Origin of the sequence: Streptomyces collinus Tu 365 (assembly GCF_000444875.1) — a bacterium.
Classification (GTDB): Bacteria; Actinomycetota; Actinomycetes; order Streptomycetales; family Streptomycetaceae; genus Streptomyces; species Streptomyces collinus_A.
The window spans coordinates 6170036-6195323 of record NC_021985.1; the positions used below are offsets into that span (position 1 = coordinate 6170036).

General features: G+C 70.4%; 20 protein-coding genes. 16 read left to right on the forward strand and 4 right to left on the reverse strand.

The window, feature by feature from the left end; translation table 11 throughout:
- Positions 1–411 precede the first annotated feature (411 nt).
- The 8 genes from B446_RS26885 (at position 412) to B446_RS26920 (ending at position 10202) form a co-directional block, all read left to right on the forward strand.
- Positions 412–873, forward strand: a complete 462-nt coding sequence (locus B446_RS26885) for a hypothetical protein (RefSeq protein ID WP_020942577.1) — start codon at positions 412–414, stop codon at positions 871–873.
- Positions 870–2642, forward strand: a complete 1773-nt coding sequence (locus B446_RS26890) for a hypothetical protein (protein ID WP_020942578.1) — start codon at positions 870–872, stop codon at positions 2640–2642. Before B446_RS26885 ends, B446_RS26890 begins: the two co-directional genes overlap by 4 nt.
- Positions 2643–2840: 198 nt before the next feature.
- Positions 2841–3938: a S8 family serine peptidase gene (locus B446_RS26895; RefSeq protein WP_052352191.1), complete on the forward strand. Its 1098-nt coding sequence runs from the start codon at positions 2841–2843 to the stop codon at positions 3936–3938.
- Between the two features lie 112 nt (positions 3939–4050).
- A complete protein-coding gene (locus B446_RS26900) occupies positions 4051–4392 on the forward strand; it encodes a WXG100 family type VII secretion target (protein ID WP_020942580.1) in 342 nt (113 codons plus the stop codon).
- Positions 4393–4429: 37 nt separating this feature from the next.
- Positions 4430–4732, forward strand: a complete 303-nt coding sequence (locus tag B446_RS26905; protein ID WP_020942581.1) for a WXG100 family type VII secretion target — start codon at positions 4430–4432, stop codon at positions 4730–4732.
- Between the two features lie 140 nt (positions 4733–4872).
- Positions 4873–5835, forward strand: a complete 963-nt coding sequence (locus B446_RS26910; RefSeq protein ID WP_020942582.1) for a serine/threonine protein kinase — start codon at positions 4873–4875, stop codon at positions 5833–5835.
- Positions 5836–5845: 10 nt separating this feature from the next.
- Positions 5846–8074 (forward strand): protein kinase domain-containing protein, encoded by a 2229-nt coding sequence (locus B446_RS26915; RefSeq protein ID WP_020942583.1) that lies wholly within the window; start codon positions 5846–5848, stop codon positions 8072–8074.
- Positions 8075–8108: 34 nt separating this feature from the next.
- Positions 8109–10202 carry a protein kinase domain-containing protein gene (locus tag B446_RS26920; RefSeq protein WP_020942584.1) on the forward strand — a complete coding sequence of 698 codons (2094 nt, stop codon included), beginning with the start codon at positions 8109–8111 and terminating at the stop codon, positions 10200–10202.
- A 123-nt stretch (positions 10203–10325) separates the two neighbouring features.
- Here the strand turns inward: B446_RS26920 and eccCa are convergent, their stop codons facing one another.
- Positions 10326–14291 (reverse strand): type VII secretion protein EccCa, encoded by a 3966-nt coding sequence (gene eccCa / locus B446_RS26925; RefSeq protein ID WP_078614811.1) that lies wholly within the window; start codon positions 14289–14291, stop codon positions 10326–10328.
- 311 nt (positions 14292–14602) lie between these two features.
- On the opposite strand from eccCa, the gene eccD reads away from it, so the two are divergent.
- Complete coding sequence (eccD, locus tag B446_RS26930) at positions 14603–16099, forward strand: type VII secretion integral membrane protein EccD (RefSeq protein WP_020942586.1); 1497 nt, start codon at positions 14603–14605, stop codon at positions 16097–16099.
- An 80-nt stretch (positions 16100–16179) separates the two neighbouring features.
- Here the strand turns inward: eccD and B446_RS26935 are convergent, their stop codons facing one another.
- Entirely contained in the window at positions 16180–16473 is a 294-nt protein-coding gene (locus B446_RS26935) for a DUF397 domain-containing protein (RefSeq protein WP_020942587.1), read from the reverse strand.
- A gap of 350 nt (positions 16474–16823) precedes the next feature.
- On the opposite strand from B446_RS26935, the gene rpsO reads away from it, so the two are divergent.
- From rpsO to B446_RS26960, 5 genes are all read left to right on the forward strand, one after another.
- Positions 16824–17111 carry a 30S ribosomal protein S15 gene (gene rpsO, locus B446_RS26940; protein WP_005479656.1) on the forward strand — a complete coding sequence of 96 codons (288 nt, stop codon included), beginning with the start codon at positions 16824–16826 and terminating at the stop codon, positions 17109–17111.
- Positions 17112–17424: 313 nt separating this feature from the next.
- A complete protein-coding gene (locus tag B446_RS26945) occupies positions 17425–19647 on the forward strand; it encodes a polyribonucleotide nucleotidyltransferase (protein ID WP_020942588.1) in 2223 nt (740 codons plus the stop codon).
- On the forward strand, positions 19644–21023 hold the full coding sequence (locus B446_RS26950) for a M16 family metallopeptidase (RefSeq protein ID WP_020942589.1): 1380 nt from the start codon (positions 19644–19646) through the stop codon (positions 21021–21023). Before B446_RS26945 ends, B446_RS26950 begins: the two co-directional genes overlap by 4 nt.
- A gap of 49 nt (positions 21024–21072) precedes the next feature.
- Positions 21073–21825: a 4-hydroxy-tetrahydrodipicolinate reductase gene (dapB, locus tag B446_RS26955; RefSeq protein WP_020942590.1), complete on the forward strand. Its 753-nt coding sequence runs from the start codon at positions 21073–21075 to the stop codon at positions 21823–21825.
- A gap of 25 nt (positions 21826–21850) precedes the next feature.
- The gene (locus B446_RS26960; protein ID WP_020942591.1) at positions 21851–22303 is read left to right on the forward strand and encodes a tetratricopeptide repeat protein; all 453 of its coding nucleotides are present in this window, start codon (positions 21851–21853) and stop codon (positions 22301–22303) included.
- 79 nt (positions 22304–22382) lie between these two features.
- On the opposite strand, the gene B446_RS26965 is transcribed toward B446_RS26960, so the two are convergent.
- Together B446_RS26965 and B446_RS26970 are read right to left on the reverse strand one after the other, a co-directional pair.
- Positions 22383–22937 carry a hypothetical protein gene (locus B446_RS26965; protein WP_020942592.1) on the reverse strand — a complete coding sequence of 185 codons (555 nt, stop codon included), beginning with the start codon at positions 22935–22937 and terminating at the stop codon, positions 22383–22385.
- Between the two features lie 90 nt (positions 22938–23027).
- The gene (locus B446_RS26970) at positions 23028–23264 is read right to left on the reverse strand and encodes a hypothetical protein (RefSeq protein ID WP_020942593.1); all 237 of its coding nucleotides are present in this window, start codon (positions 23262–23264) and stop codon (positions 23028–23030) included.
- Between the two features lie 157 nt (positions 23265–23421).
- On the opposite strand from B446_RS26970, the gene thyX reads away from it, so the two are divergent.
- Positions 23422–24165 carry an FAD-dependent thymidylate synthase gene (gene thyX, locus B446_RS26975; protein WP_043476511.1) on the forward strand — a complete coding sequence of 248 codons (744 nt, stop codon included), beginning with the start codon at positions 23422–23424 and terminating at the stop codon, positions 24163–24165.
- Between the two features lie 209 nt (positions 24166–24374).
- On the forward strand, positions 24375–25274 hold the full coding sequence (dapA, locus tag B446_RS26980; protein ID WP_020942595.1) for a 4-hydroxy-tetrahydrodipicolinate synthase: 900 nt from the start codon (positions 24375–24377) through the stop codon (positions 25272–25274).
- The last annotated feature ends 14 nt before the right edge of the window (positions 25275–25288 follow it).

Here is a 25288-nt window from a genome sequence, read left to right on the forward strand (position 1 = left end):
CGGTCGTGAAGGCTCGGGGTGGGTGCGCCCGCCCGGCCATTCCCTCGCCCGCGCGGAGCCTGGTCCTCCTGCCCGGCCGGCCGGCCCGCGCATCCCGATCGCGCCTCGTCAGGGTGGGTTTTGTAGTTGCAAAGTTCACGTCCGGGCGGCGCGGAGCATCCGACTCTCCGGAGGGATGTGAAACTTCTGCGTAGATGCCTGAACGCATCTGTCTGCATTGACCGCCTTGTCGGTCATGCATGGCTCAGAGCCGGTCACTTCGGGACAGCATTGCAACTGGACTGTCGCAGAGTTCAGTTGGCCGAGATTTACACAGTGACTACAGTGGTAAGCGATGGATCCGGGGGAGTGGAGGTCGCTGCCCTGGGCTGTTGAGAGCTGTACGAACGGGGAAACGGGGAAGGGGTAGCGGTGGGTGACAGTGGCCGCTCAGATCTGAAGCGCGGCGTCGAGGTGCTGTCCAAGTTCAGGGACGACATCAACAAGGCTCTGCTCAAGTTCGAGGAATCTCCGGGCAGTTCGTCCAAGCTCGCCGATCACGCGCTCTCGCGCCCCTCCTTCAGTGGTGCCCAGATCCCGTTCGCTGAGGCGCAGGACCTGCACCTGCAGTACGAGCATGTCCACACGCGCCTCATGCACCTGTCGAAGACCCTTGCCCTGCAGATCGAGGCGATGACACTCGCCGCGCACTCGGCCGACGCCACGTACGACGGCACCGAGGACGAGGTGAGGCGTCGCTTCTGGAAGATCAAGACGCAGCTTGACGCCGAGTACGACAAGGCGACGCGCAAGGACGAGCACAAGGCCGAGCAGCCCGCCAAGGACACGAGGCATCACACGGACCACTCGTCCGCGGGGGTGAGCACCAAGTGAGCGACAACTGGCAGAAGCAGCCCCAGTACAAGACCGGTCTGGAGCAGGCGAACACAGAGTCGGTCGTGGCCAACGCGGTCAGCGGCGTGAAGAACCTGTTCAGGGGCACGCCCCTCGGCTCCACCCACTTCGACGACGCCGCCCTCAATGCCATGATCGACCTTGTCGAGCACGCCAATCCCGAGCATCTGGAGATGGCCGGCAAGGCACTGTGGGACGCCCGTGACGCCGTCGGCAGGGCTGCGACGGACTTGACCAAGAACATCCGCGCGGTCCTGGCCGACTGGGAGGGCGAGGGCGCCGATCAGTTCGACACATGGACCCAGTCGCTCCTCACGTACACCAAGCAGCTCGAGACGTATGCGCACGTTGCCGGCACGCAGATCTCCACTGCCGCCACGGGTTTGGCCTCGGTACGCAAGTCCATGCCGCCCAGGGACACCCGTCCGGCCGCTGAGCAGAAGAAGCCCTCCGAGCTGCCCCATGCGAAGCGGGTCGACAGCAACCCGGACTTCGTGCTCGCCAAGCAGGTCGAGAAGAACCGCCAGGACGCCATCAACCAGATGGTCCGGCTGGGGTCGTTCTACTCGGTGGCTGCTGCAGGGTTGCAGAGCAACCAGGAGCCGAAGCCGATCCAGGCGATCCCGGACGTCGGGGTGGCCCGGGCGCGCGATGGAGTCGATGCGCAGCGACGCGTGATCAGCCCCGAGGCGTCGACATCGACGCCGGCGTCCACGGTCCGGCGAAGCGTGGCGGACGGCCACGGCCCGACGCCTGTGTCACACGGAACGGAGAGCGGTGGGGGTGTACCGCCGCTCCAGCAGGTTCATGAGCCCCACGCACCTGCTCACCACGATGTCGGCACTGAGATCAACACCGCGGGCACGCTGCCTTCCACGGCTCCTGCAGCACCGTCCGGGCCCTCCGCGCCCACGCTTCCGACTGCCGGTGGTGGAGGTCAGTCGACGCCCTTGCCTTCTGGGCCCATGACGCCTCCGATCGTGCCGACCGTCGGACGCACGACGGGTTATGGTCCGACGAGTCGGCTCCCGATCTCGGCGCAGGGGCGGACCGGTCCTTCCGGTACCGTGCGCGGACGAGTGCCGCAGGAGCCTGAGGGACAGTCGGGTCGTACCGTCACTGGCGGCCGCAGTCCGCAAGGGCCCGAGGGGCAGGCTGCTCGTGCCATGGGTCGTACGACTCCGGCCGGTCAATCGGCTGTACGTGGGGCCACTCAGCAGACGGGTCGTTCTCCCATGGGCCGCAGCATCACCGGTGGAACGCCGAGGACTTCCAACACGCCTGGCGGGCGTCCCGGGGTCGCTGGTCCCGCCGGTGCGGCCCGAAACGGGGTCGTGGGCGGTAAGCCCGTCACAGGCCGTTCGTCGGCAGGCACCTCCAACACTCGTGTCCCGCGCGGTATGGTCGTCGGCGCTGAGGAACCGGTCTCCGCGACGCAGCCGAAGGGGGCTCTCGGGCAGAGGGGGGTTGTCGGCGCGTCTGCGGCAAAGGCGGACCCCGGCACAAGCCAGTCGGTGCTGCGTTCGGCGAGCAACCCCGAGGGTGCGATCGGTGCGCAGCGGAATGCCGCCGGTTCGAAGTCCGGAGGCCCCGAGAGCGGCGTCCGCGGGGCGCGCCTCGGCCGAGGCGCGGTCGGGAACCGCCAGAACGCGAACGGTGAGACGGACGGTGCCGGAGCACCTGGTGAGAAGCAACAGCATCCCAGGCAGCAGAAGCAGCGGCGCGAAGTGCAAGAGAAGCGTGACTGAACACAAGCGAGGACGTACACAGGCATGAAGCCAGGGACCGGCCGACGTGGCATAAGAGATGCCCTCTTGACGGGGCGCGATGTGAGACGTCTGGCAGCGGTGTGTTCGGCACTTGGCACGCTGGTCATCGCATCGGTTGGGCTCGCTCCGGGTGCAGCAGCAGAGGACATCCATTCGAGGCAGTGGTACCTGAATTCCATGGGTGCCGACGAGATGTGGAAGTACAGTACCGGTAAGGGCGTGAAAGTCGCCGTTATCGATTCGGGCGTGAATGCGGCGACCTCCACCCTCAAGGGTCAGGTTCTGGCGAGCCAGGTCCCCAAGTCCGTCGCGTACAAGGCGACTGAGGACAATGACGGTCACGGCACGGGTATGGCTGAAGTCATCGCCGGCACAGGAGCTGGTGGAGGTGTGAAGGGGTTGGCACCGGGTGCCAAGATCGTCCCCATTCACATTCAGTACTCCAAGGGGAAATACGACGGCAAGTTGCCTGAGCTCGCGGATGCGATTCGGGCGGCCGCCGACAGTGACGCAAAGATCATCAATATGTCCTTTGCTGGCCCTTACCCGGATTCCCAAGAGGAAGCCGCTGTCAAATACGCTGCTTCCAAGGGAAAGCTGATGTTCGCGGGCATCGGTAACGACGGCCCCAAGGGGAAGGCGTCATATCCGGCCACCTACCCGTACGTCATCGGTGTATCCGCCATAGACAAGTCCGGAACCGTGGCCAAGTTCTCCACGAAAAGCAACTACGTGGACTTCGCGGCCCCAGGCGTTCACATTCCCGGCTGGTGTGACGGCAAGTTCACCCAGTACTGCGACACCGACGGAACCAGCCCCGCCACCGCCCTCGCCTCCGCCTCCGCCGCGTTGGTCTGGTCTGTTCACCCCGACTGGACGGCCAACCAGGTGCTCCGGACCCTCATCGACACCGCGGGTCGCTCCTGGGCGAAGGACGAACCGAGTACGTACCTCGGCTACGGCATCATCCGCCCGCGCCGCGTGCTGATCGACAAGAACATCGATCCGGGCCCGGCCAACAGGGACCCCCTGTACGCCGAGAACGGAACGGACGCGGACGAAGACGTCACGGCCACCCCGAGCCTGTCGGCCGCGCCCGCCCCCGGTCATCCGTCGAAGGACGCCGGCTCCTCCGGCGGCCCGACCTCCGCCGCCGCCAAGAGCTCCGGCTCCGGCGGCAACAGTCAGACCTGGGTGATCATCGGTGCCGCGGCAGCCGTACTCATCATCGGAGGCGCCGGTTTCGCCGTACTGCGCGCACGCCGCAACGCCTGAGTGCTCTCCCGAACACCTGCTCCTCGCCGAGTGAGCAGAAGCCCGCTTGCCTTCAGTGCTGGCGCCAGAAATCAGCGCAGGGCAAGGTCGATTCACAACGAAAGGCATGGCAATGGCGACAGGGCGTCAGAAGGTAAGTGACAAGGACATCATCGTCCTCGAAAAGGAGCTTCTGCACCGTTTCGAGGGTATCAAGGGCCAGCTGAAGGACCTGCAGAGCCTCATCGACAGCCTCGAGGGCCACTGGAAGGGCATCGGCGCGGGCGCCTTCAACGCCAAGCAGACCGAGATCAACGAGCGCATGGTCCGCATCGGCAACATCCTCGCCAAGTTCATCGAGGGGATGAGCAGCACGCGGAAGATCAAGGACGGCACCGAAGACGAGGTCCGCGCCCAGGTCCAGGGTATCGACGTGGACCTCGGCGGCTCGCACTCCGCACTGTCCAGCTACTGATCCCGGCCAGCCACAACTTCCCAGCTACGGAGTAATCATGGGCGCCAACAACCTCGGCGAACTCGAAGTCTCGTACCACAACCTCGACCACACCGCCACGCAGCTGGCCAACCACGCCAAGCGGCTCGAGGAGAGCCTCGAGGCCATCAAGCACAAGGTCGCCGCCGTCGCCAGCATGTGGGAGGGCGAGGCCCACAGCGCGTACACGGAGCAGCAGGCCGCCTGGGACCGTGAGGCCCAGGGCATCCACGAGGCCCTGATGGCGATCGGCCGCGTCGTGCACGCCGCCGGCGGTGACTACCAGGGCGGCGACAAGAAGGCCGCCAGCTACTTCATGTAAGGCTCGAACCCGGGCCGGACGTGCAGGACGCAGTACCGGGGTGGGCACGCACGGGAGGTGCCCACCCCGCGCCATGCCCGGAAGACGGCCCGGCGCGAAGACCCGCCCAGAAGACGACCGACGAAACAGGACAGAGGAACGTGCACGCCACGGGTGGCGCCGCCGATGTGGTGGACGCGGGAGGTCAGGGCGGGCCCGGCAGAAGCCGGTACGTCGGCCCGTACGTCCTGATCACCGGACTGGACGACTCGCACAGCAGGATCCCCGTCCCCGAGCGCCGCTACGTCGCCCGCTCCGCCGACGGGGAACACACCGTCCTGCTCTCTCTCCCGGGGACCGGCGGCGACCCCCAGCGCTTCCTCGCCGAGGCCGAGGCCTCCCGATACCTGCTGGGCCCCTCCGCCGCTCCGGCAACGGCCTTCTCCGGACCGGGCGAGCCCGCCTGGTACGCCCGGCCGTACCAGCCCGCTCTGCCCCTGCCGACCGTCCTCGCCGTGCACGGCGGCCCGCTCCCCGAGCGGACTGTACGCGCCCTGGGCGTGGCCCTCGCCGAGACCCTGACCGTCGTGCACGGACAGGGCCTGACGTTCGCAGGCGTGTCGCCGGCAGCCGTCCTCTGCGCCGCCGACATGCCACAACTCACGTGCTTCGGCGCGGTGCGCGCGGCGGCACCGGACGGCACGCCCCGCTCGGGGCTGCCGGGGCTGGAGACGGGCAGCCTCCCCCCGGAGCAGGCGTCCGGCGGGCGCCCGCGCCCCCTCGGGGACGTGTACGCCCTGGGGGCGACGCTCGCCTACGCCGCGACCGGTTGCACCACCCCGGAGCGCGACGAGATCCCGGCCGGCATCCGCATGGTCATCGCCCGATGTCTCTCCCGCGATCCGGGCGATCGTCCCCAACTGAACGAATTGATGGACGAGTTGGTCGGTGATCCGGCCCCGGACGAGACCGGTGCCGAGTCCCGCTCGGCCGCCCTGCTCACCCCCGGCTGGCTACCCGGCCGCGTGATCGCCGCCCTCGCCCACCAGGCGGCGGCCGTCCTCGCGGCGGAGCTACCCGCCGTGTCCGCACCCGCCGCCCATCCCTCCCACAGCCGGAACTGACGACGGCCCCATGCCTTCTCCCCTCACACACGACGATCCACAGGCGTTCGGTCCCTACCGCCCCATCGCCCGCCTCGGCAGCGGCGGCATGGGCACCGTCTACCTCGCCCGCACGGCAGGCGGCCGTACCGTCGCGTTGAAGACGATGCACGCCGGCATCGCCTCCGACCCTGCCTCCCGCACCCGGTTCCGGCTGGAGACCGACGCGGCCCGGGTCGTGGGCGAGCGGTTCGGTGCCGGGGTCGTGGACGCGGACCCGCGGGCGGAGACGCCCTGGCTGGCCACCGAATACGTGATCGGGCCACCCCTCGACGAAGCCGTCCAGCTGTGCGGCCCGTTGCCCGAGGCCTCGGTACGGGCGCTGGGCGCCGCGCTGTGCGGGGCCCTGGGCCAGTTGCACGGCTCCGACGTCGTCCATCGCGACCTCAAGCCGTCCAACATCATGGTCACCGCCTACGGGCCGAAGGTCATCGACTTCGGCATCGCCCGCGCGGCCGGTGACGAGCACCTCACGCGCGTCGGAGCCGCGGTCGGCACCCCCGCGTTCATGTCGCCGGAGCAGGCGAGCGGGCAGGACCACACCTCGGCGGGCGACGTCTTCGCGCTCGCCGGCGTTCTCGTCTTCGCCGCCACCGGGCACCCGCCTTTCGGTCACGGGCAGGCCGCGGACCTGCTGTACCGGGTGCAGTACGCCGAGCCCGACCTGAGCGGGGTCCCGGCCGGCCTGGTGCCCGCACTCGGCCAATGCCTGGACAAGAATCCCTTCCGGCGGCCGACGACCGGTTGGCTCGCCTCCCATCTTCACGACGGCAGCGGGGAGTTCGCCGACCATCTGCCGGACGGCCTCCTGGCCGACATCGGGAGACGGGCCACCGAGGTCTGGCACATCACCCCGCAGCGGCTGCCGGCCCCGGCCGGCGAGCCCGGGACCGCCTCGACAGCGGTGCCGACGCGGTGGTCCCGTCGGCGGTTGCTGTCGACCGGTGGTGGCGCTGCCGTGGCCGTCGCGGCCGCGACGGCGGGCACGTTGACCTGGGGCGGGTGGCCCGGCGGTGGAGAGCCACAGCCGACACCGGGGCCCAGTAACAGCCTGCTGCCGGAGAAGCAGTTGGACTCCCTCTGGCAGATCCAGGTCACCGACCCCGACAACCCCTATTTCACGGACGACATGGCGTCGCTTCCCTCGCAACCGCGCGTCGTCGGCGACCTCGTGGTGCTGATGGCGGGGATGAACCTGAACGGCGTCGTCGCAGGCACGGGAAAGATCGTCTGGAAGTCGGACGACGTGGAGTGGACCTGGCAGACCACGGCCGACGCGAAGAGCATCCTCCTGGTGACGTCGGGGGACGACCACTCCTCGGGGCTTCACACCTCCAAGGCGAAGCCACTGGCCCTGAGCTGGATCGATCCCGTCACCGGCGCGGCGAGTGATCCCTTCGTCCAGTTCACCGACCTCGACTACCTGCCGCTGGACCAGGCCCTGTGCATCGCGGACGGAGTGCTCTACGTGGTCGCGGGGCGAGGCGAGTACTCCCTCAGCTTTCTCGCCTCCCAGTCCTGGTACGTGGCCGCCGTCGACGTCAGCACGGGCAGACGGCTGTGGACGGCACCGCTGTCTCCGCGCCGCCAGGATCCCCCCAGGTTGTACGTCCTCGCCGCCGGAGTCGTGGGCGGTCGTCTCGTGACGATGCAGGAAGCGACCGACGGCAGTGTGCACGCGGTCGCACGCGACACCCGTACGGGCACCGTCCTGTGGGACCGCGAGCTGGACGGTGTCGACCCGGACAGCGTCAGGCGGCCCGTGGTCACCGACGCGCAGCACCTGTACGTGGGCGCCGGCCGGCTCAGGGCGCTACGGCTCGGCGACGGCGGCGTGGCCTGGGACTCCGGCTCCGAGCGCCCGGGACGTACCCACGGCCTGCCCGCGCTCTCGAACGGCACCGTGTACGCCGTCGAGCAGGGCCTCGGGCTCGTCGCGTTCGATGCGGCGAGCGGGCGCGTCAAGTGGCGGGAGAGGGGCGGCGGAAAGGCGACGAAGGCGGACCTCGGGGCCGCGCCCGTGGTCGGCTCCGCCTACGTGTACAGCAAGCGGGGGACGCGGCTGTGGGCCACCGGTCTGTCCTCCCACGCCCCGGCCCACTCCTACCGGACCACCGGTGACCAGTTCCTGATCCATGAGAAGGCGGGCGAGATCATCGCACTGGGCGGCCACTTCCTCGCGGCCTTCCCGCTGCGGTGAGCTGTCCGGTACCGAGAACAGAAGGCGACGCGCGATGAGACCCCTGGGGACCGGCGACCCTGTCCGCCTCGGCCCGTACCGGCTGCTCGGCGTGCTGGGTGAGGGCGGCATGGGCAAGGTGTACGTGGGACAGGACCACGCGCGCACCGTCGCCGCCGTCAAGGTGCTCCGACCCGAACTCACCCATGACGCCGGTCTCGCCCAGCGGTTCGTGCGCGAGGCGCTGGCGGCCCAGGGTGTGCGAAGTCCGGGGGTGGCCGCCGTGCTGGGCGCGCAGACCGAGGGCGGGCGCCCGTGGATCGCCACCGAGTTCCTCGCCGGACCGACCCTCGACCAGATCGTGGACCGGCACGGACCGCTGGACGATGCGAAACTGCGCGCCCTGGCCGTGTCCCTCGCCCGCACGATCCGCGACATCCACGCCGCCGGCTTCATCCACCGCGATCTCAAGCCGCCGAACATCGTGCTCACTTCCACCGGCCCCCGGGTCATCGACTTCGGCATCGCCCGCCCGGAGCACGGTCTCACCCTCACGACCACCGGCCAGATCCCGGTCACTCCGGGATACGGTGCCCCCGAGCAGGTGCTCGGCCGGCGCGTCACCCCGGCCGCCGACGTCTTCTCCCTCGGCGCCGTCCTCGTGTACGCGGCCACCGGCCGACGGGCGTTCGAGGGTACGCACATGGCCGCCGTGCAGTACGAGGTCGTCCACGGCGAACCCCGCTGGCACGGCCTCGCCCCCGAGCCGCACGCCCTGATCGCCCCGTGCCTGGCCAAGGAGGCGGCGGCGCGGCCCACGCCCGAGCAGATCGCCGGCGCCTTTGACCCGCCCAGGAGACCCCGCGCGGAGTGGAAGCGTGGCCCTGTGGGCGATGCGATCAGGGAGCGGGAGCGTCAGATACGGGACCTGACCGCGCCGCTGCTGACGACGCGGGCGGGATCGGCGCCGAGCCGGCGCCGACTGCTCACCGGGTTCGCGGCGGGTGGCGCGCTGCTGGCGGCGACCGGGGGTACGGGGTGGTGGCTGCTCCGGGACGGTGGCCCGAGCCGGACGGACCTGTTCACGGTCCCGCCCGCGGTGAGGACACCGTCGGCACGTCTGCTGTCCGCCGACGCCGGCGACTACATCGTCGGTGACCCGGTCAAACCGCTCTGGCAACGCAAGGCGGCTGTCGCGACCGACGCCCCGGCCCCGCTTCCGGTGCGGGACGTCGTCGTCGCCGCCGCTCCGGGCGGTGGCATCGCGGCGTTCAACGTCGTCGACGGCAGACGTCGCTGGCAGACCTCGACCGTGGAGAGCAGGACCCGCTGCCTCTCCCTCTCCGACCGTCTGCTCGTGGCCGCTGACGCGGAGGGGACGCTGCGCACCTTCGTCCCGTCCACGGGCGAGGCCAAGTGGACGGCACGGGCGGACGCCGCGGTGCTGCTGGCCGCCGACGAGGAGGCCGTGTACGTCGTGACCAAGGACCACCGGCTGCGCTCGGTGGGTCGCTCGGACGCGAGAATCCGCTGGACCGTGCCGGTACCGGCCCCGTTCCGGACGCATGTGCTCCCTCGAGGGGCGGCCGACGGCGGAACCCTGGTCGTCTCGACGACGCATGGGCACGCCCTTGCCCTCAGCACGAGGACCGGCCGCTCCCTGTGGACGCTGTACAACCAGGCGAGGAAGAAACAGCTCGTCCCGGTGGCACGTGACGGCGTCGTGTACCTGAACGGCAAGTCGCTCTCCGCGCGCAGGATCTCGGACGGTAAGGAGCTCTGGCAGGCGACGAACGCATACGCGACCCCGCCGGAATGGGGTCCCGCCGAGGTGCACGGTGACTTCGTGTATTCGATCGTCGGCGACATGCTCACCCGGTGCCACATCCGCACGGGCGACGATCAGGGGTGGTCGTCGTCGGAGCCCGCGGAAGGGCAGGTCGTGGTCCAGGGAAGTGGCGCGTGGGTGGTCCACCAGGAGTACGACGCCACAACAGTACGCACCGTGAGCCTCAACGACGGCTCGGCGATCTGGCACTACGACGTCTACCAGTTCCTGGGCCAGACGTTCCCCGTCCACCTCGCGGCCGACGGCAACCGGGCCTTCGCCACGACCACCGGCAGTCTGATCGCGTTCCCGGTCTTCTGACGGCACGGAAGACCTGCGCGCCGCTCAGTGCGCCTTGTATCGGGGCAGTTCCGCGGAGGGCGGTGCGGGCGTGACTTCATAGAAGTCGGCACAGGCCTTCCGGTCGAAACCGGAAGGCGTACCTCAGTACTCCACATCCACCAGCCCGGTCTGGACCAGCGGCCTTCCCCGCTTGCGGGAGACGAAGACACCGCGCCCCGCGGGCATCGGCCGGGGCCGGACCCCGTTGAGGACGTCGCCCTCCGCCGGGTCGCCGGCGAGTACGAGTCCCTGGGCGCCGAGTTCCTTCATGCGCTGCATGAACGGCTCGTAGGAGGCCCGGCCCGCGCCCGCGGAGGAGCGGGCGATGACGAAACGGACGCCGACGTCGCGGGCGAACGGAAGCAGTTCCGTCAGGCCGCTGAGCGGATTGCCGCTGGACGTCGAGACGAGGTCGTAGTCGTCGATGACCACGAACACCTGCGGGCCCCGCCACCAGCTCCGGTCCCGCAGCTGCTGCGCGGTGACGTCGGCCGTCGGCGTACGGCGCTGCATCAGATCGGCCAGCGCCGTCATGTGGTGGTCCATCTGGCTCGACATCGGGATGTACTCGGCCAGGTGCGAGGACGGGGTGACGTCCAGCAGCGAGCGCCGGTTGTCGACCACGAAGAACTTGGCCTCGTCGCCGCCGTAGCGCAGCGTCAGCTGCTTGATGAGCAGCCGCAGCAGGTTGGACTTGCCCGACTCGCTCTCGCCGAAGACGAGCAGGAACGGGTCCTGCTCGAAGTCGAGGAACACCGGCTCCAGGTTGTCCTCGTCGAGCGCGAAGGCGACGCCACGCTTCGGGAAGCGGTCACCCGGCGGAAGCTGGACGGCCTCCAGCCGGCGGGGCAGCAGCCGCACCTTCGGCGCGCCCGGAGCCTGCCAGTGCCGGCCGACCTCGGTGGTGAGCGCCGCCGTGGCCTCGGCGAGGTCCGTGTCGGAGGTCAGGCCGTCGATCCGCGGCACCGCCGCCATGAAGTGCAGCTTCTGCGGGGACAGACCACGGCCGGGGACGCCCGCGGGGACGTTCGCCGCCACCTTGCGGTCGATCTCGGAGTCCATGACGTCGCCGAGCCGCAGCTCCAGGCGGTTCATGAGGTGGTCCTTCAGGTTCGCCCGCACCTCCATCGAGCGGGACGCCGTGATGACCACGTGGATGCCGTAGCCCAGGCCCCGGGCGGCGATGTCCAGGACGGCGGGCTCCAACGCCTCGTAGTCCGTACGGAAGTTGCCCCAGCCGTCGATGACGAGGAAGACGTCGCCCCAGGGCTGGTCGGTGACGGAGATGTCGCCGCGCGCCCGGCGGGCCCGGAACTCGGCGACGGACGGGATGCCGGCCGAGCGGAAGTACTCCTCGCGGCGCGTCATGACGCCGTAGACCTCGGAGACCGTACGGCGCACCCGCTCGGGGTCCAGGCGCGAGGCCACGCCGCCCACGTGCGGCAGGTCCTCCACCGACGCCATACCGCCGCCACCGAAGTCGAGTCCGTAGAACTGCACCTCGTGCGGCGTGTGCGTGAGCGCGAACGAGCAGATGAGGGACCGCACGAAGGTCGACTTGCCGGACTGCGGGCCACCGATGATCTGCATGTGGCCCGCGGCGCCGGAGAAGTCCAGGAGCAGACGGTCACGGCGCTGCTCGTACGGCTTGTCGACAAGGCCGACCGGCACCACCAGGCGGCCGGCGCCCTCGTAGCCGGGCTGGGTCAGGCCACGGTCCGGCACCGCGGCGAGGCCGGGCAGCAGACCGTCGAGTGCGGGAGGGCTCTCCAGCGGCGGCAGCCACACCTGGTGGGCCGCCGGGCCCTGGGCCTCCAGCCGGCGCACGATCACGTCGAGGACCGTGTCGGCCAGCGCGTCGTCCACGGCGGGCGCGGACTCGGTGCGCTGCTGCGGCACGGCCGTGTACCGCACCGGTACCTCCGCGGCCGTGAACAGCACCGGGCGCCGGTCCACCGGCAGCGGCCCGCCCGGGTGCGCCGCCTGCCGGGAACCGGAGCGGTAGGCCCCGGAGACGTAGGCCGCCTTGAACCGGACCATCTCGTCCGTGCCGAACTTCAGGAAGCCGGAACCGGGGATGTTGGGGAGCTCGTACGCGTCGGGGACGCCCAGCGCGGCGCGGGACTCCGCGGCGGAGAACGTGCGCAGACCGATCCGGTACGACAGATACGTCTCCAGACCGCGCAGCCGGCCCTCCTCCAGGCGCTGCGAGGCGAGCAGCAGGTGCACGCCCAGCGACCGGCCGATACGGCCGATCTGCACGAACATCTCGATGAAGTCCGGCTTGGCGGTGAGCAGTTCGCTGAACTCGTCGATGACCAGGACCAGGGACGGGATCGGCTGCAGCGGCGCGCCGGCCGCGCGGGCCTTCTCGTAGTCGTGGATGTTCGCGTAGTTGCCCGCGTCGCGGAGCATCTCCTGGCGGCGGTTGAGCTCACCGCGGATCGAGTCACCCATCCGGTCGACCAGGGTCAGGTCGTCGGCCAGGTTGGTGATCACGGCGGCGACGTGCGGCATCTGCGCCATGCCGGCGAAGGTGGCGCCGCCCTTGAAGTCCGCGAGGACGAAGTTCAGGGTCTCCGAGGAGTGCGTGACGGCGAGGCCCAGCACCAGGGTGCGCAGCAGCTCCGACTTGCCGGAGCCGGTCGCGCCGACGCACAGGCCGTGCGGGCCCATGCCCTCCTGGGCGGCCTCCTTGAGGTCGAGCATGACCGGGCGGCCGTCCTCACCGAGGCCGATGGGCACACGCAGGCGCTCGGCGAGGGCACGGGGCCGCCAGGTCCGCTTGGTGTCGACGGAGGCGGCGTCCCCGAGACCCAGCAGATCGGTGAACTCCAGGTTGGCGAGGAGCGGTTCGTCGTCGTCGCCGCCGGACGCCATGCGCAGCGGCGCCAGTTGCCGGGCCAGCGCCTCGGCCGACTCGTACGACATGACGTCGGGAACGCCCTCGTAGACCATCCCGTGCCCGGACTCCAGGCTGAGCGAACCCGGCTGCACGACGACGGACAGGTCGCCGCCCGCGCCGCCGAGTTCGCCCGGCACCACCTCGACCACGGTGACGCCCTGCAGGCCCTCGGGGTTGGCGAGCACGGAGTCGGGCAGCAGCGAGAGGTCGTCGAGGACCAGCACGATGTGCGGCTCGTCCAGCAGCGGCGCGGCACCGGGGTGGAAGCGCGGGCGGCCGGTCAGCCGGGCGGCCAGCAGGTCCTCGAGGTCGCGGGGGTCGGTGCCGATCAGCCGGCGGGTGCCCGCGCCGTCCAGTTCACCGGGCGCCTGCACGTGCGGCAGCCACTTCACCCAGTCCCAGTGCGGCAGCGCCTCCCGCCCGGCGGCGACCGCGATGATCAGGTCCTCGGGGGAGTGCAACGAGGCGAGCGAGCCCACCAGGGCCCGGGCCGACGCCCGTACCGAGCGCGCCTCACCGCTGACGGTGACGTGGTAGAAGGCGCGCAGCGAGACGGCCATCGGCAGATCGCCGAGCGTGCTGTGCGTGGCGAGGAAGCGCTGCATCGCACCCGCGGTCAGCGGCTCGAGCTGCTCGACGGGACCCGTCTCCGGCGGCACCAGCGGTGTCGCCAGCGGCTGCGGACCGAGCCCGATGCGGACGTGCGCGAAGTCCTCGTCGCCCGGGCGGCGTTCCCACACCCGGCTGCCCTCGGCGACGAGCGCCCACAGCTGTTCGGGGGAGGGATGCAGGTAGTACTGCGCGTCGCGCTGCGTCCTGCCGGTCTCGACGGCCGACTTGCGGGTCTGGGCGAGGTAACTCAGGTAGTCGCGGCGCATGTCGGCCAGTTGGCCCTGGGACCCCCGGCGGAAGCGGACCACCATGGCGATGGACATCGCCACCGTCGAGGCGATCATGATCATGCCCATGATCTTCATGAACGGCTGGCCGTTCGTGAAGAAGAAGACCACCGAGCCGCCCATGCCGAGCGTCGGCAGCAACTGCATGAGCACGCTCTCCTGATGCCCCCGCGGCAGTTCCGGCGGCGGCTGGACAGCGACCTCTCCCGTGGGCACTTCGGACGGAAGCGCCCTTGGGGGGCGCTTGACGACAATCTGGCTCACAGCTCACCAATTCCCTTGCCCGACCCAGGCTTTCCGCCCACCGCCCCGTGTCCGGCGGGCGCAGGCCGCCGCGTGATCCTACTGAGTTCACGGGACGCGGGTGAGCGGTAGGGTGCCGGATGTTCGCGTGAGCACACGCCGAACCGACCGGACGAACCGGGGCACCTCGCCCGTTGCGGGAGCGGAGCCGCCCGGGAACCCGGCCGTTCGGCACCCGCGCCACCGTCCTCGCGGAAGGCACGGGGCGCACCCGCACGAGACTTTCACGAAGCAGACGCACCACCACCACTGAGGGGGAGCAGCAGGTGAGCATGACGGCCGCCGCCACCGGCGGACCCGGGACGGGAGCCCCTTCCGGATCCGGCACGGGAACCGGCTTCTGCCGGGTGACCATCGTCGCGCCGGACAGCCGTATCGACGTGGCACTGCCCGACGACGTCCCGGTCGCCGACCTCTGCCCGGAGATCCTCCGGCTGTCCCAGCAGAGCCCCGACGCGGGCGCCCCGGTCGGCTACCACCTGGTCCGCACCGACGGCACCGTCCTGGACGGTTCCCGTTCGTTCGCCGCCCAGCGGATTCTCGACGGTGAACTCCTCACCCTGCGTCCCTTCGCGGACTCCCTGCCGCCCGCCGTCTTCGACGACGTGGCCGAGGCGGTCGCGTCCGCCGTCGGCCGGCAGCACACGCTGTGGAGCGGCGACCTGACCCGCGCCGCGGGCCTCGTCGGCGGCGGAGTGCTCCCGGCGCTGCTCGCCTTCGTCGCCTGGACCGCCGATCCGCGCCACGACATGAACGGCCTGGCGGGCATCCTCGCCGCGGTCACCGGCATCCTCCTGGTCGTCCTGGCCGCCGTCCGGGCCCGCGTCTACGACGACCGGGGTTCGGCCGTCGCCCTCGGCCTCGGGGCGCTGCCCAACGTGGGGGTCGCGGGCAGCGGACTGCTGCCGCTGGCGGCCGGAGAGGGCATCGGCAGGCTGCAGTTCCTGCTGGCGTGCGCGGCCGTCCTGGTCGCCGCCCTCGTCCTCACCCTGTGCTCCCCGCAGGGCGACGGCCCCTTCGTCGCCTTCGTCTTCGCCTCGGCCGTCGCCCTCGTGGTCGTCTTCGTCGCCACCCTGGCGCACTGGACCCCGACCGAGATGGCCGGGCTGTGCGCACCGATCGCGGTCGGCGGCCTCGCCTTCCTGCCGGGCATGTCGATGCGCTTCGCGCGCCTGCCCATCGGCTTCGAGGCCCCCAGCAACGCGCCCCGCGCGGCCTACGGCACCGAGTCCGTCCAGGAGCCCGTGGACATCGAGCGGATCGAGGCCCAGGCCCGGCGGGGCCACGAACTGCTCGTCGGGCTCGTCGGCGGCTGCGCCCTGCTCGCCGTCGGCGCCGCGGCGGTACTCGGCTTCTCCGACGGCGTCTGGGCCCAGCTGCTGGCCTTCGCCACCGGCGTGGCCATGCTGATGCGCGCCGGCCTCTTCCGCTACACCGCCCAGGTGGCGTCCGTCCTCGCGGCGGGCCTCGGCGCCCTGGTGCTGCTCGGCCTCGGCCTCGCCCTCAACCCGCCGCAGTCGGTGATGCGCGCGGCGCTGGCCGGCGACCGCACGGACCTGGACATCCGGACCGTCTGGCTGATCGCGGTGATCGCCGCGGCCGCCGCCCTGGTCACCGCTCTGGGGCTGATCCTGCCGCGCGGTGGCCTGACCCCCTTCTGGGGCCGCTTCCTGGAGATCTGCGAGGGATTCGTGCTGCTGACGCTGATCCCGCTGGCCCTGGCGGTCTTCGACGTGTACGCCACCGCGCGGGCGATGACCAGCAAGTAGCCGGCTCCGGCACCTCCGGGCCCCGCTCCGCCACGAGCCGGGGCCCGGTCACCTCTTCCGGTCTTCCGGTGTGCTGCCACTCACCCCACCGGGTCCGGACCGCCCTCCGCCCCCGCGCCCAGATCGAACTCCCCGTCCCGGGCCCCCAGCACGAACGCCCGCCACTCGGCCTCCGTGTAGCGCAGCACCGTGTCCGGGTCGAGGGAGGACCGCATCGCCACCGCCCCGGCCGGCAGGTAGGCGATCTCGACACGCTCCTCGTCCTGCTCCGTGCCCGGCGCGCAATGCCACTCGACGTCCGAGATGTCCAGCGCGTAGAGCTCGTCCCGCTCCCGGTCCTTGCGCGCCCTGGTCTCCGCTTCCGTCTCCGTCATCCCGAGGAGTCCCCTTCCCGGCCGTTCCCGGCTGTCCCGCTGTCCCGGATGGTCCCGCCGTGATCGCGCGATCGCGTGATCCGGCGGTCGCGATGTACGCGGCACGTACGATCAGCGCGGTTCACCCTAGTGGCCGCCCGCCGCCGGCCCCGGCCGTTCCGGAACGCCGGTGAAGAGGGCCGTATCCGCCTGGTACCCTGGTCGACGGCCGTTTGTGTACGCACTTCCGGAGACCCCCGAGGACTCTGGAGGCCGCGCCCAGCGGAACCCCGCCTCCCGAGTCGTGGAAGCTCCCCCGAGAAGTGGACCGGGGGCACTCGGTGGCCCTTTACAGACTACGAGGAGTACGCGTGTCGCTCGACGCCGCTACGAAGAAGCAGATCATCACCGAGTTCGGTACCAAGGAGGGCGACACCGGCTCCCCCGAGGTCCAGGTCGCCATGCTCTCGCGTCGCATCTCCGACCTGACGGAGCACCTCAAGACCCACAAGCACGACCACCACTCCCGTCGTGGTCTGCTGATCCTGGTCGGTCAGCGCCGTCGCCTGCTGCAGTACCTGGCGAAGAAGGACATCCAGCGCTTCCGTGCGCTGGTCGACCGCCTGGGCATCCGCCGCGGTGCGGCGGGCGCCAAGTAAGACGCCGTGAGGGGAGCGGTTCCCGGTAGGACTGGGGACCGCTCCCTTTGCCGTACGTGGGGAAACGTGCAGAGTGTCACCGACGCTTTGTAGTGTGGTAGCACAACGCATTACGGACGACACAGCACGACAACGAAAGGGAGAAGCGCGCCTAGCCGCCGCCGGTCCTCGGTAGTGGCCCCCGGGGGGAAGCGAGCCCCGGGTGCTTCGATCGAAGACCGGCCCGCACCGCACGGAGCGCTTCTCCGCCACCGTCCCCCTGCCACACGGGCAGCCGAGGGACGAAAGACGACAAGTAACGGAGAAAACGCTAGTGGAGAACGAGACCCACTACGCCGAGGCCGTCATCGACAACGGCGCCTTCGGCACCCGCACCATCCGCTTCGAGACGGGCCGCCTGGCCAAGCAGGCCGCCGGCTCCGCCGTGGCGTACCTGGACGACGACACCATGGTGCTGTCGGCCACCACCGCCTCCAAGAACCCCAAGGACCAGCTCGACTTCTTCCCCCTGACGGTGGACGTCGAGGAGCGGATGTACGCCGCCGGCAAGATCCCCGGCAGCTTCTTCCGCCGTGAGGGCCGTCCCTCCGAGGACGCCATCCTCACCTGCCGCCTGATCGACCGCCCGCTGCGCCCGTCCTTCAAGAAGGGCCTGCGCAACGAGATCCAGGTCGTCGCCACGATCATGGCCCTCAACCCCGACCACCTGTACGACGTCGTGGCGATCAACGCCGCGTCCGCGTCGACGCAGCTGGCCGGCCTGCCCTTCTCCGGCCCGATCGGCGGCGTCCGCGTCGCGCTGATCCGCGGCCAGTGGGTCGCCTTCCCGACGCACACCGAGCTCGAGGACGCCGTCTTCGACATGGTGGTCGCCGGCCGCGCCCTTGAGGACGGCGACGTCGCGATCATGATGGTCGAGGCCGAGGCCACCGACAAGACCATCAAGCTGGTCGAGGGCGGCTCCGAGGCGCCGACCGAGGAGGTCGTCGCCGCCGGTCTCGAGGCCGCGAAGCCTTTCATCAAGGTCCTGTGCAAGGCCCAGGCCGACCTCGCGTCGAAGGCCGCCAAGCCGACCGCCGAGTTCCCGATCTTCCTGGACTACCAGGACGACGTCCTCGAGGCCCTGACGGCCGCCGTCAAGCCCGAGCTCGCCCAGGCGCTCACCATCGCCGGCAAGCAGGAGCGCGAGGCCGAGCTGGACCGCGTCAAGGGTCTGGCCGCCGAGAAGCTCCTGCCGGAGTTCGAGGGCCGCGAGAAGGAGATCTCCGCCGCGTACCGCTCGCTGACCAAGACCCTGGTCCGTGAGCGCGTCATCAAGGAGAAGAAGCGCATCGACGGCCGCGGTGTCACCGACATCCGCACCCTGGCCGCCGAGGTCGAGGCCATCCCGCGCGTGCACGGCTCCGCGGTGTTCGAGCGTGGCGAGACCCAGATCCTGGGCGTCACCACCCTCAACATGCTCCGCATGGAGCAGCAGCTGGACACCCTCTCCCCGGTGACCCGCAAGCGCTACATGCACAACTACAACTTCCCGCCGTACTCCACCGGCGAGACCGGCCGCGTTGGCTCCCCGAAGCGCCGCGAGATCGGCCACGGCGCCCTCGCCGAGCGCGCCCTCGTGCCGGTCCTGCCGACGCGCGAGGAGTTCCCCTACGCGATCCGCCAGGTCTCCGAGGCGCTGAGCTCCAACGGCTCGACGTCCATGGGCTCGGTGTGCGCCTCCACCATGTCGCTGCTGAACGCCGGTGTGCCGCTGAAGGCCCCCGTCGCCGGTATCGCCATGGGCCTGATCTCCCAGGAGATCGAGGGCGAGACGCACTACGTCACCCTCACCGACATCCTCGGTGCGGAGGACGCCTTCGGCGACATGGACTTCAAGGTCGCCGGCACCAAGGAGTTCGTGACCGCCCTCCAGCTCGACACCAAGCTGGACGGCATCCCCGCCTCCGTCCTGGCCGCCGCCCTCAAGCAGGCCCGTGACGCCCGCCTCCACATCCTCGACGTGATGATGGAAGCGATCGACACGCCGGACGAGATGTCCCCGAACGCCCCGCGGATCATCACCGTCAAGATCCCCGTGGACAAGATCGGTGAGGTCATCGGCCCCAAGGGCAAGATGATCAACCAGATCCAGGAGGACACGGGCGCCGAGATCACCATCGAGGACGACGGCACGATCTACATCGGTGCCGCCGACGGCCCGTCCGCCGAGGCCGCCCGCACCACGATCAACGGCATCGCCAACCCGACGATGCCCGAGGTCGGCGAGCGCTACCTCGGTACGGTCGTGAAGACGACCACCTTCGGTGCGTTCGTCTCGCTGCTGCCCGGCAAGGACGGTCTGCTGCACATCTCGCAGATCCGCAAGCTCGCCGGCGGCAAGCGCGTGGAGAACGTCGAGGACGTCCTCGGCGTGGGCCAGAAGGTCCAGGTCGAGATCGCCGAGATCGACTCCCGCGGCAAGCTCTCCCTCATCCCCGTGATCGAGGGCGAGGAAGGTTCCGACGAGACGCAGAAGGACGACGCCGAGCAGTGACGTCCCGTAGCTCCAAGGCGACGGCCCGCACCTCCACCGAGGCGCGGGCCGTCGCCCGTACCCAAACCCTCATCAAGGGAGCCAACGGCATCGGCACGGTCCGCAAGACCACCCTCCCGGGCGGCCTGCGCATCGTCACCGAGACCCTGCCCTCGGTCCGCTCCGCGACCTTCGGCATCTGGGCGCACGTGGGCTCCCGCGACGAGACCCCCTCGCTGAACGGTGCCACGCACTACCTGGAGCACCTGCTCTTCAAGGGCACCGGCCGCAGGTCGGCCCTCGACATCTCCGCCGCCCTCGACGCGGTCGGCGGCGAGATGAACGCGTTCACGGCCAAGGAGTACACGTGCTACTACGCGCGCGTGCTCGACACCGACCTGCCGCTCGCCATCGACGTCGTCTGCGACATGCTGACCGGCTCGCTCATCCTCGAAGAGGACGTCAACGTCGAGCGCGGCGCGATCCTCGAAGAGATCGCCATGACCGAGGACGACCCGGGCGACTGCGTGCACGACCTGTTCGCGCACACCATGTTCGGCGACAACGCCCTCGGCCGCCCGGTCCTCGGCACGGTCGACACGGTCAACGCGCTCACCGCCGACCGCATCCGCCGCTTCTACCGCAAGCACTACGACCCGACACACCTCGTCGTGGCCTGCGCGGGCAACATCGACCACAACAAGGTCGTACGGCAGGTCCGCGCGGCCTTCGAGAAGGCCGGCGCCCTCGGGAACCCGGAGGCGCTGCCCATCGCCCCGCGCGACGGCAGCCGCCGGCTGCGCACGTCCGGCAAGGTCGAACTGCTGGGCCGCAAGACCGAGCAGGCGCACGTCGTCCTCGGCATGCCGGGCCTGGCCCGCACCGACGACCGCCGCTGGGCCATGGGCGTGCTCAACACCGCCCTGGGCGGCGGCATGTCCTCCCGCCTCTTCCAGGAGGTCCGGGAGAAGCGCGGCCTCGCCTACAGCGTGTACTCGTACACCTCGGGATTCGCCGACTGCGGCCTGTTCGGCGTGTACGCGGGCTGCCGCCCGAGCCAGGTCCACGACGTGCTGCGGATCTGCCGGGACGAGCTCGACCACGTCGCCGCCGAGGGCCTGTCCGACGACGAGATCGGCCGCGCGATCGGCCAGCTCCAGGGCTCCACCGTCCTGGGCCTGGAGGACACCGGCGCGCTGATGAACCGTATCGGCAAGAGCGAGCTGTGCTGGGGCGAGCAGATGTCCGTCGACGACATGCTGGCCCGGATCGCCGCGGTCACCCCGGACGAGGTCCGGGCGGTCGCCCGCGACGTCCTGGGACAGCGCCCCTCGCTGTCGGTCATCGGCCCGCTGAAGGACAAGCAGGCCGCGCGGCTGCACGACGCGGTCGCCTGACCCCTCCCGAACCCCCTCGGTAACCCCCTCCGGTCTAAGGAAGCAAGAGATGAGCAAGCTGCGTGTGGCGGTCCTCGGCGCCAAGGGCCGGATCGGGTCCGAGGCGGTACGGGCGGTCGAGGCCGCCGAGGACATGGAGCTGGTCGCCGCCCTCGGCCGGGGCGACAAGCTGGAGACGCTGACGGAGACCGGCGCCCAGGTGGTCGTGGAGCTGACCACCCCGGCGTCGGTCATGGACAACCTCGACTTCTGCGTGCGCCACGGCATCCACGCGGTCGTCGGTACGACGGGCTGGACCGACGAGCGCCTGGCGCGGCTCAGGGGCTGGCTCGACGGGTCCCCGGAGACCGGCGTGCTCATCGCGCCGAACTTCTCCATCGGCGCCGTGCTGACCATGAAGTTCGCGCAGATCGCCGCGCCGTACTTCGAGTCGGTCGAGGTCGTCGAGCTGCACCACCCCAACAAGGTGGACGCCCCGTCCGGGACCGCCACCCGCACGGCCCAGCTCATCGCCGAGGCCCGCCGCCGGGCCGGCACGGCCCCGGCGCCGGACGCCACCACCACGGCCCTGGACGGCGCTCGCGGCGCCGACGTGGACGGCGTCCCCGTGCACGCGGTCCGCCTGCGCGGCCTCCTGGCCCACCAGGAGGTCCTGCTCGGCGGCGAGGGCGAGACCCTCACCGTCCGCCACGACTCCCTGCATCACAGCAGCTTCATGCCGGGCATCCTGCTCGGCGCCCGCCGGGTGGTGACGACTCCGGGCCTGACCTTCGGCCTGGAGCACTTCCTGGACCTGAGCTGAGACCCGAGCCGAACCCGAAGACGTCATGCGCGCGAAGATCACCTACCTCGTCACGGCCGCCGTTCTGCTGTTCTACTTCGTCCTGGTCGGCAGCCGCGGCGTGATGCTCATCCAGTCCGGCACGGTCGTCACCGTCACCTTCGGGGTGGCGGTGCTGATCCTGCCGGTCATCGGGCTGTGGTTCCTGTGGAAGAACACCCAGTTCGTCCGCAGGGCCAACCAGCTCGCCGCCGAGCTCGACGCCGAGGGCGGCCTGCCCGTCGACGAGCTGAAGCGCACCCCGGCCGGCCGTATCGACCGTGATTCGGCCGACGAGGTGTTCGCCAGGCGCAGGGCCGAGACCGAGGAGGCGCCGGACGACTGGCGCAGCTGGTTCCGGCTCGCCGTCGCCTACCACGACGCCCGGGACACCCCCCGTGCCCGCAAGGCGATGCAGCGGGCCATCGCGCTGCACGACGGCAAACCCGTCCGGGTCTGAGCCGGGGACCCGGCAGGCACACACGACGAAGGGGCCGGTCCGCGGTGGCGGACCAGCCCCTTCAGCATGCCCGCGAAGGTCAGCCGTGCCGGTACTCCGCCGCCCACGCCTCCACGGCGTCCGCGGCCCGGTCGAAGGCGGCGGGACGGCTCAGGAAGTCCAGACCGTGCGTGGTCATCAGGGGAGCGGTCTCGTCGGGGGACCGGTCCTTGCGCACGAACGTGAGGGCCTGCCCCTGGACCGTGCGCGGCAGCCCCAGCCAGCGCACCGGCTGCTGCGCGGTGCGCACCGAGACGACCCGCTGCCAGGGCACCGTGCGCGTCAGCAGGAAGCCGACGTGGCGCAGCCCGCGCGCGCTCACCCACACGCCCATGCGCAGCACGCGCAGCGCGGACGCGATGACGGCCAGCGCCACCACGAGGACCACGACGGCGTCGGACACCGAGCCGGTCAGCGCGATGAGGACCGCCCCGAACAGGATGAACGACGAGAGCAGCAGACCGAGGGCCGCGCCGGCCACGCGCCAGGGCCCGGGCCGGTAGGGGCGCCGCCAGCGATCGCGATCGTCGTACGGAAGCGGGCTCTCGGAAGCCGCCTCGAAGCTCCGGTCGGCCGTCAGGAAGGGCAGGGGCACGGCTGGTCCTCACTCAATCCTTGCTGGGGCTGTGCCCGGTGAGGCTATCCGGCCGCGTTCGCGCCCACCACCCGTGGGCGGCCGGAAGAGTCAGTGCCCCTGCGAGGCCTGGGACTGCGGGGACGGCGTGCCGGACGGCGTGGACATCGCGGGAGTGCCCAGGACGACCGAGCCGACGAGCCCGGCGACGATGGTGAGCCCCAGCAGCCAGTGCCCGGTCACCTCGCCCACGGAAGCCCGCCGGCGGGGCGGGGGAGTGACATTGCTGCGGAACCTGTCCGCCTCGGCCAGGAAGGCGAAGGGTACGGGCTCACGCCTACGGAACATGGTGGTACGTCTCCTCTCGGGACCGAATGTGCGGACCTCACCGGTACAGACGCTCGAGTGACGCAAAAGGTGCCCATGTCCGGAGAAATCCGTGGCGAGGTCACTGTCCGGGACTGTCAGGGGTGCCCCGTACAGTGGGCGCGAACCTGAAGAAGTGATGGGAAGGACCCCCGTGACCACCCCCGAGTCGCTCACCCTGCGCGGTGACGTCACCGTCGAACTCGTGAAGTCCAGCGCTTCGGATGCCGACGTCCTCTTCGCCGCCCGCGTCTCCACGCTCGGCGAGCAGTCCCTGGACGAGCTGAAGAAGGACCCCGAGCGCTCCAAGGGGCTGATCAACTACCTGATGCGGGACCGGCACGGCAGCCCGTTCGAGCACAACTCGATGACCTTCTTCATCAGCGCTCCGATCTTCGTGTTCCGCGAGTTCATGCGGCACCGGGTCGGCTGGTCGTACAACGAGGAGTCGGGCCGCTACCGGGAGCTCGAGCCGGTCTTCTACGTCCCCGACGCCTCCCGCAAGCTCGTGCAGGAGGGGCGCCCGGGCAAGTACGTCTTCGTCGAGGGCAGCCCGGCCCAGCACGAGGCCGTGCGCGGCACCCTGGCGGAGTCCTACGAGCAGGCGTACGCGGCCTACCAGAAGCTCCTCGCCGAGGGCGTGGCCCGTGAGGTCGCCCGCTCGGTCCTGCCGGTGGGCCTCTTCTCCTCGATGTACGCCACCTGCAACGCCCGCTCGCTGATGCACTTCCTCGGCCTGCGCACCCAGCACGAGCTGGCCAAGGTGCCGTCCTTCCCGCAGCGGGAGATCGAGATGGTCGGCGAGAAGATGGAGGCGGAGTGGGCCCGGCTCATGCCGCTCACCTACGCCGCCTTCAACGGCAACGGCCGCGTGGCCCCCTGAGGCAGCCCGTTCCCCACGCGGAACGGATGTACGGGTCAGCCTGGCGAAGTGTCCGTATTGCGGCATTTAGAGAAGTTCATCTAGCCTGATCAAACGGACCCGGCACTGCTTGAACCCCCGAGCAGGCAGTGCCGGGCTCCATATTTGTCCTGACTTTCCCGGCACCCCGAGGGCAGACCACGCATTGAGCACCGAGTAGCGTGTTACCCATGGCTCCGACCTCGACTCCGCAGACCCCCTTCGGGCGGGTCCTCACCGCCATGGTCACGCCCTTCACGGCGGACGGCGCACTCGACCTCGACGGCGCGCAGCGGCTCGCCGCCCACCTGGTGGACGCAGGCAACGACGGCCTGATCGTCAACGGCACCACCGGCGAGTCCCCCACCACCAGTGACGCGGAGAAATCGGACCTGGTACGAGCCGTGGTCGAAGCGGTCGGCGACCGCGCCCACGTCGTGGCCGGAGTCGGCACCAACGACACCCACCACAGCATCCAGCTCGCCCGCGAGGCCGAGCGCGCCGGCGCACACGGCCTGCTGGTCGTCACGCCGTACTACAACAAGCCCCCGCAGGAGGGCCTGTACCGGCACTTCACGGCCGTCGCCGACGCCACCGGCCTGCCGGTCATGCTCTACGACATCCCTGGCCGCAGCGGCGTCCCGATCAACACCGAGACGCTCGTCCGCCTCGCCGAGCACCCGCGGATCGTCGCCAACAAGGACGCCAAGGGCGACCTCGGCCGCGCGAGCTGGGCCATCGCCCAGTCCGGCCTCGCCTGGTACTCGGGCGACGACATGCTGAACCTGCCCCTGCTCTCGGTGGGCGCCGTCGGCTTCGTCTCGGTCGTCGGCCACCTCGTCACCCCCGACCTGCGCGCCCTCGTCGACGCGTACACCTCGGGCGACGTGGTCAAGGCCACCGAGATCCACCAGAAGCTGCTCCCGGTCTACACGGGTATGTTCCGCACCCAGGGCGTCATGACCACCAAGGCGGCACTCACCCTTCAGGGCCTGCCCGCCGGACCGCTGCGCGCCCCCATGGTCGAGTGCTCGACCGAGGAGATCGCCCAGCTCAAGATCGATCTTGCCGCCGGCGGGGTACAGCTCTGACAACAGACTTCGCA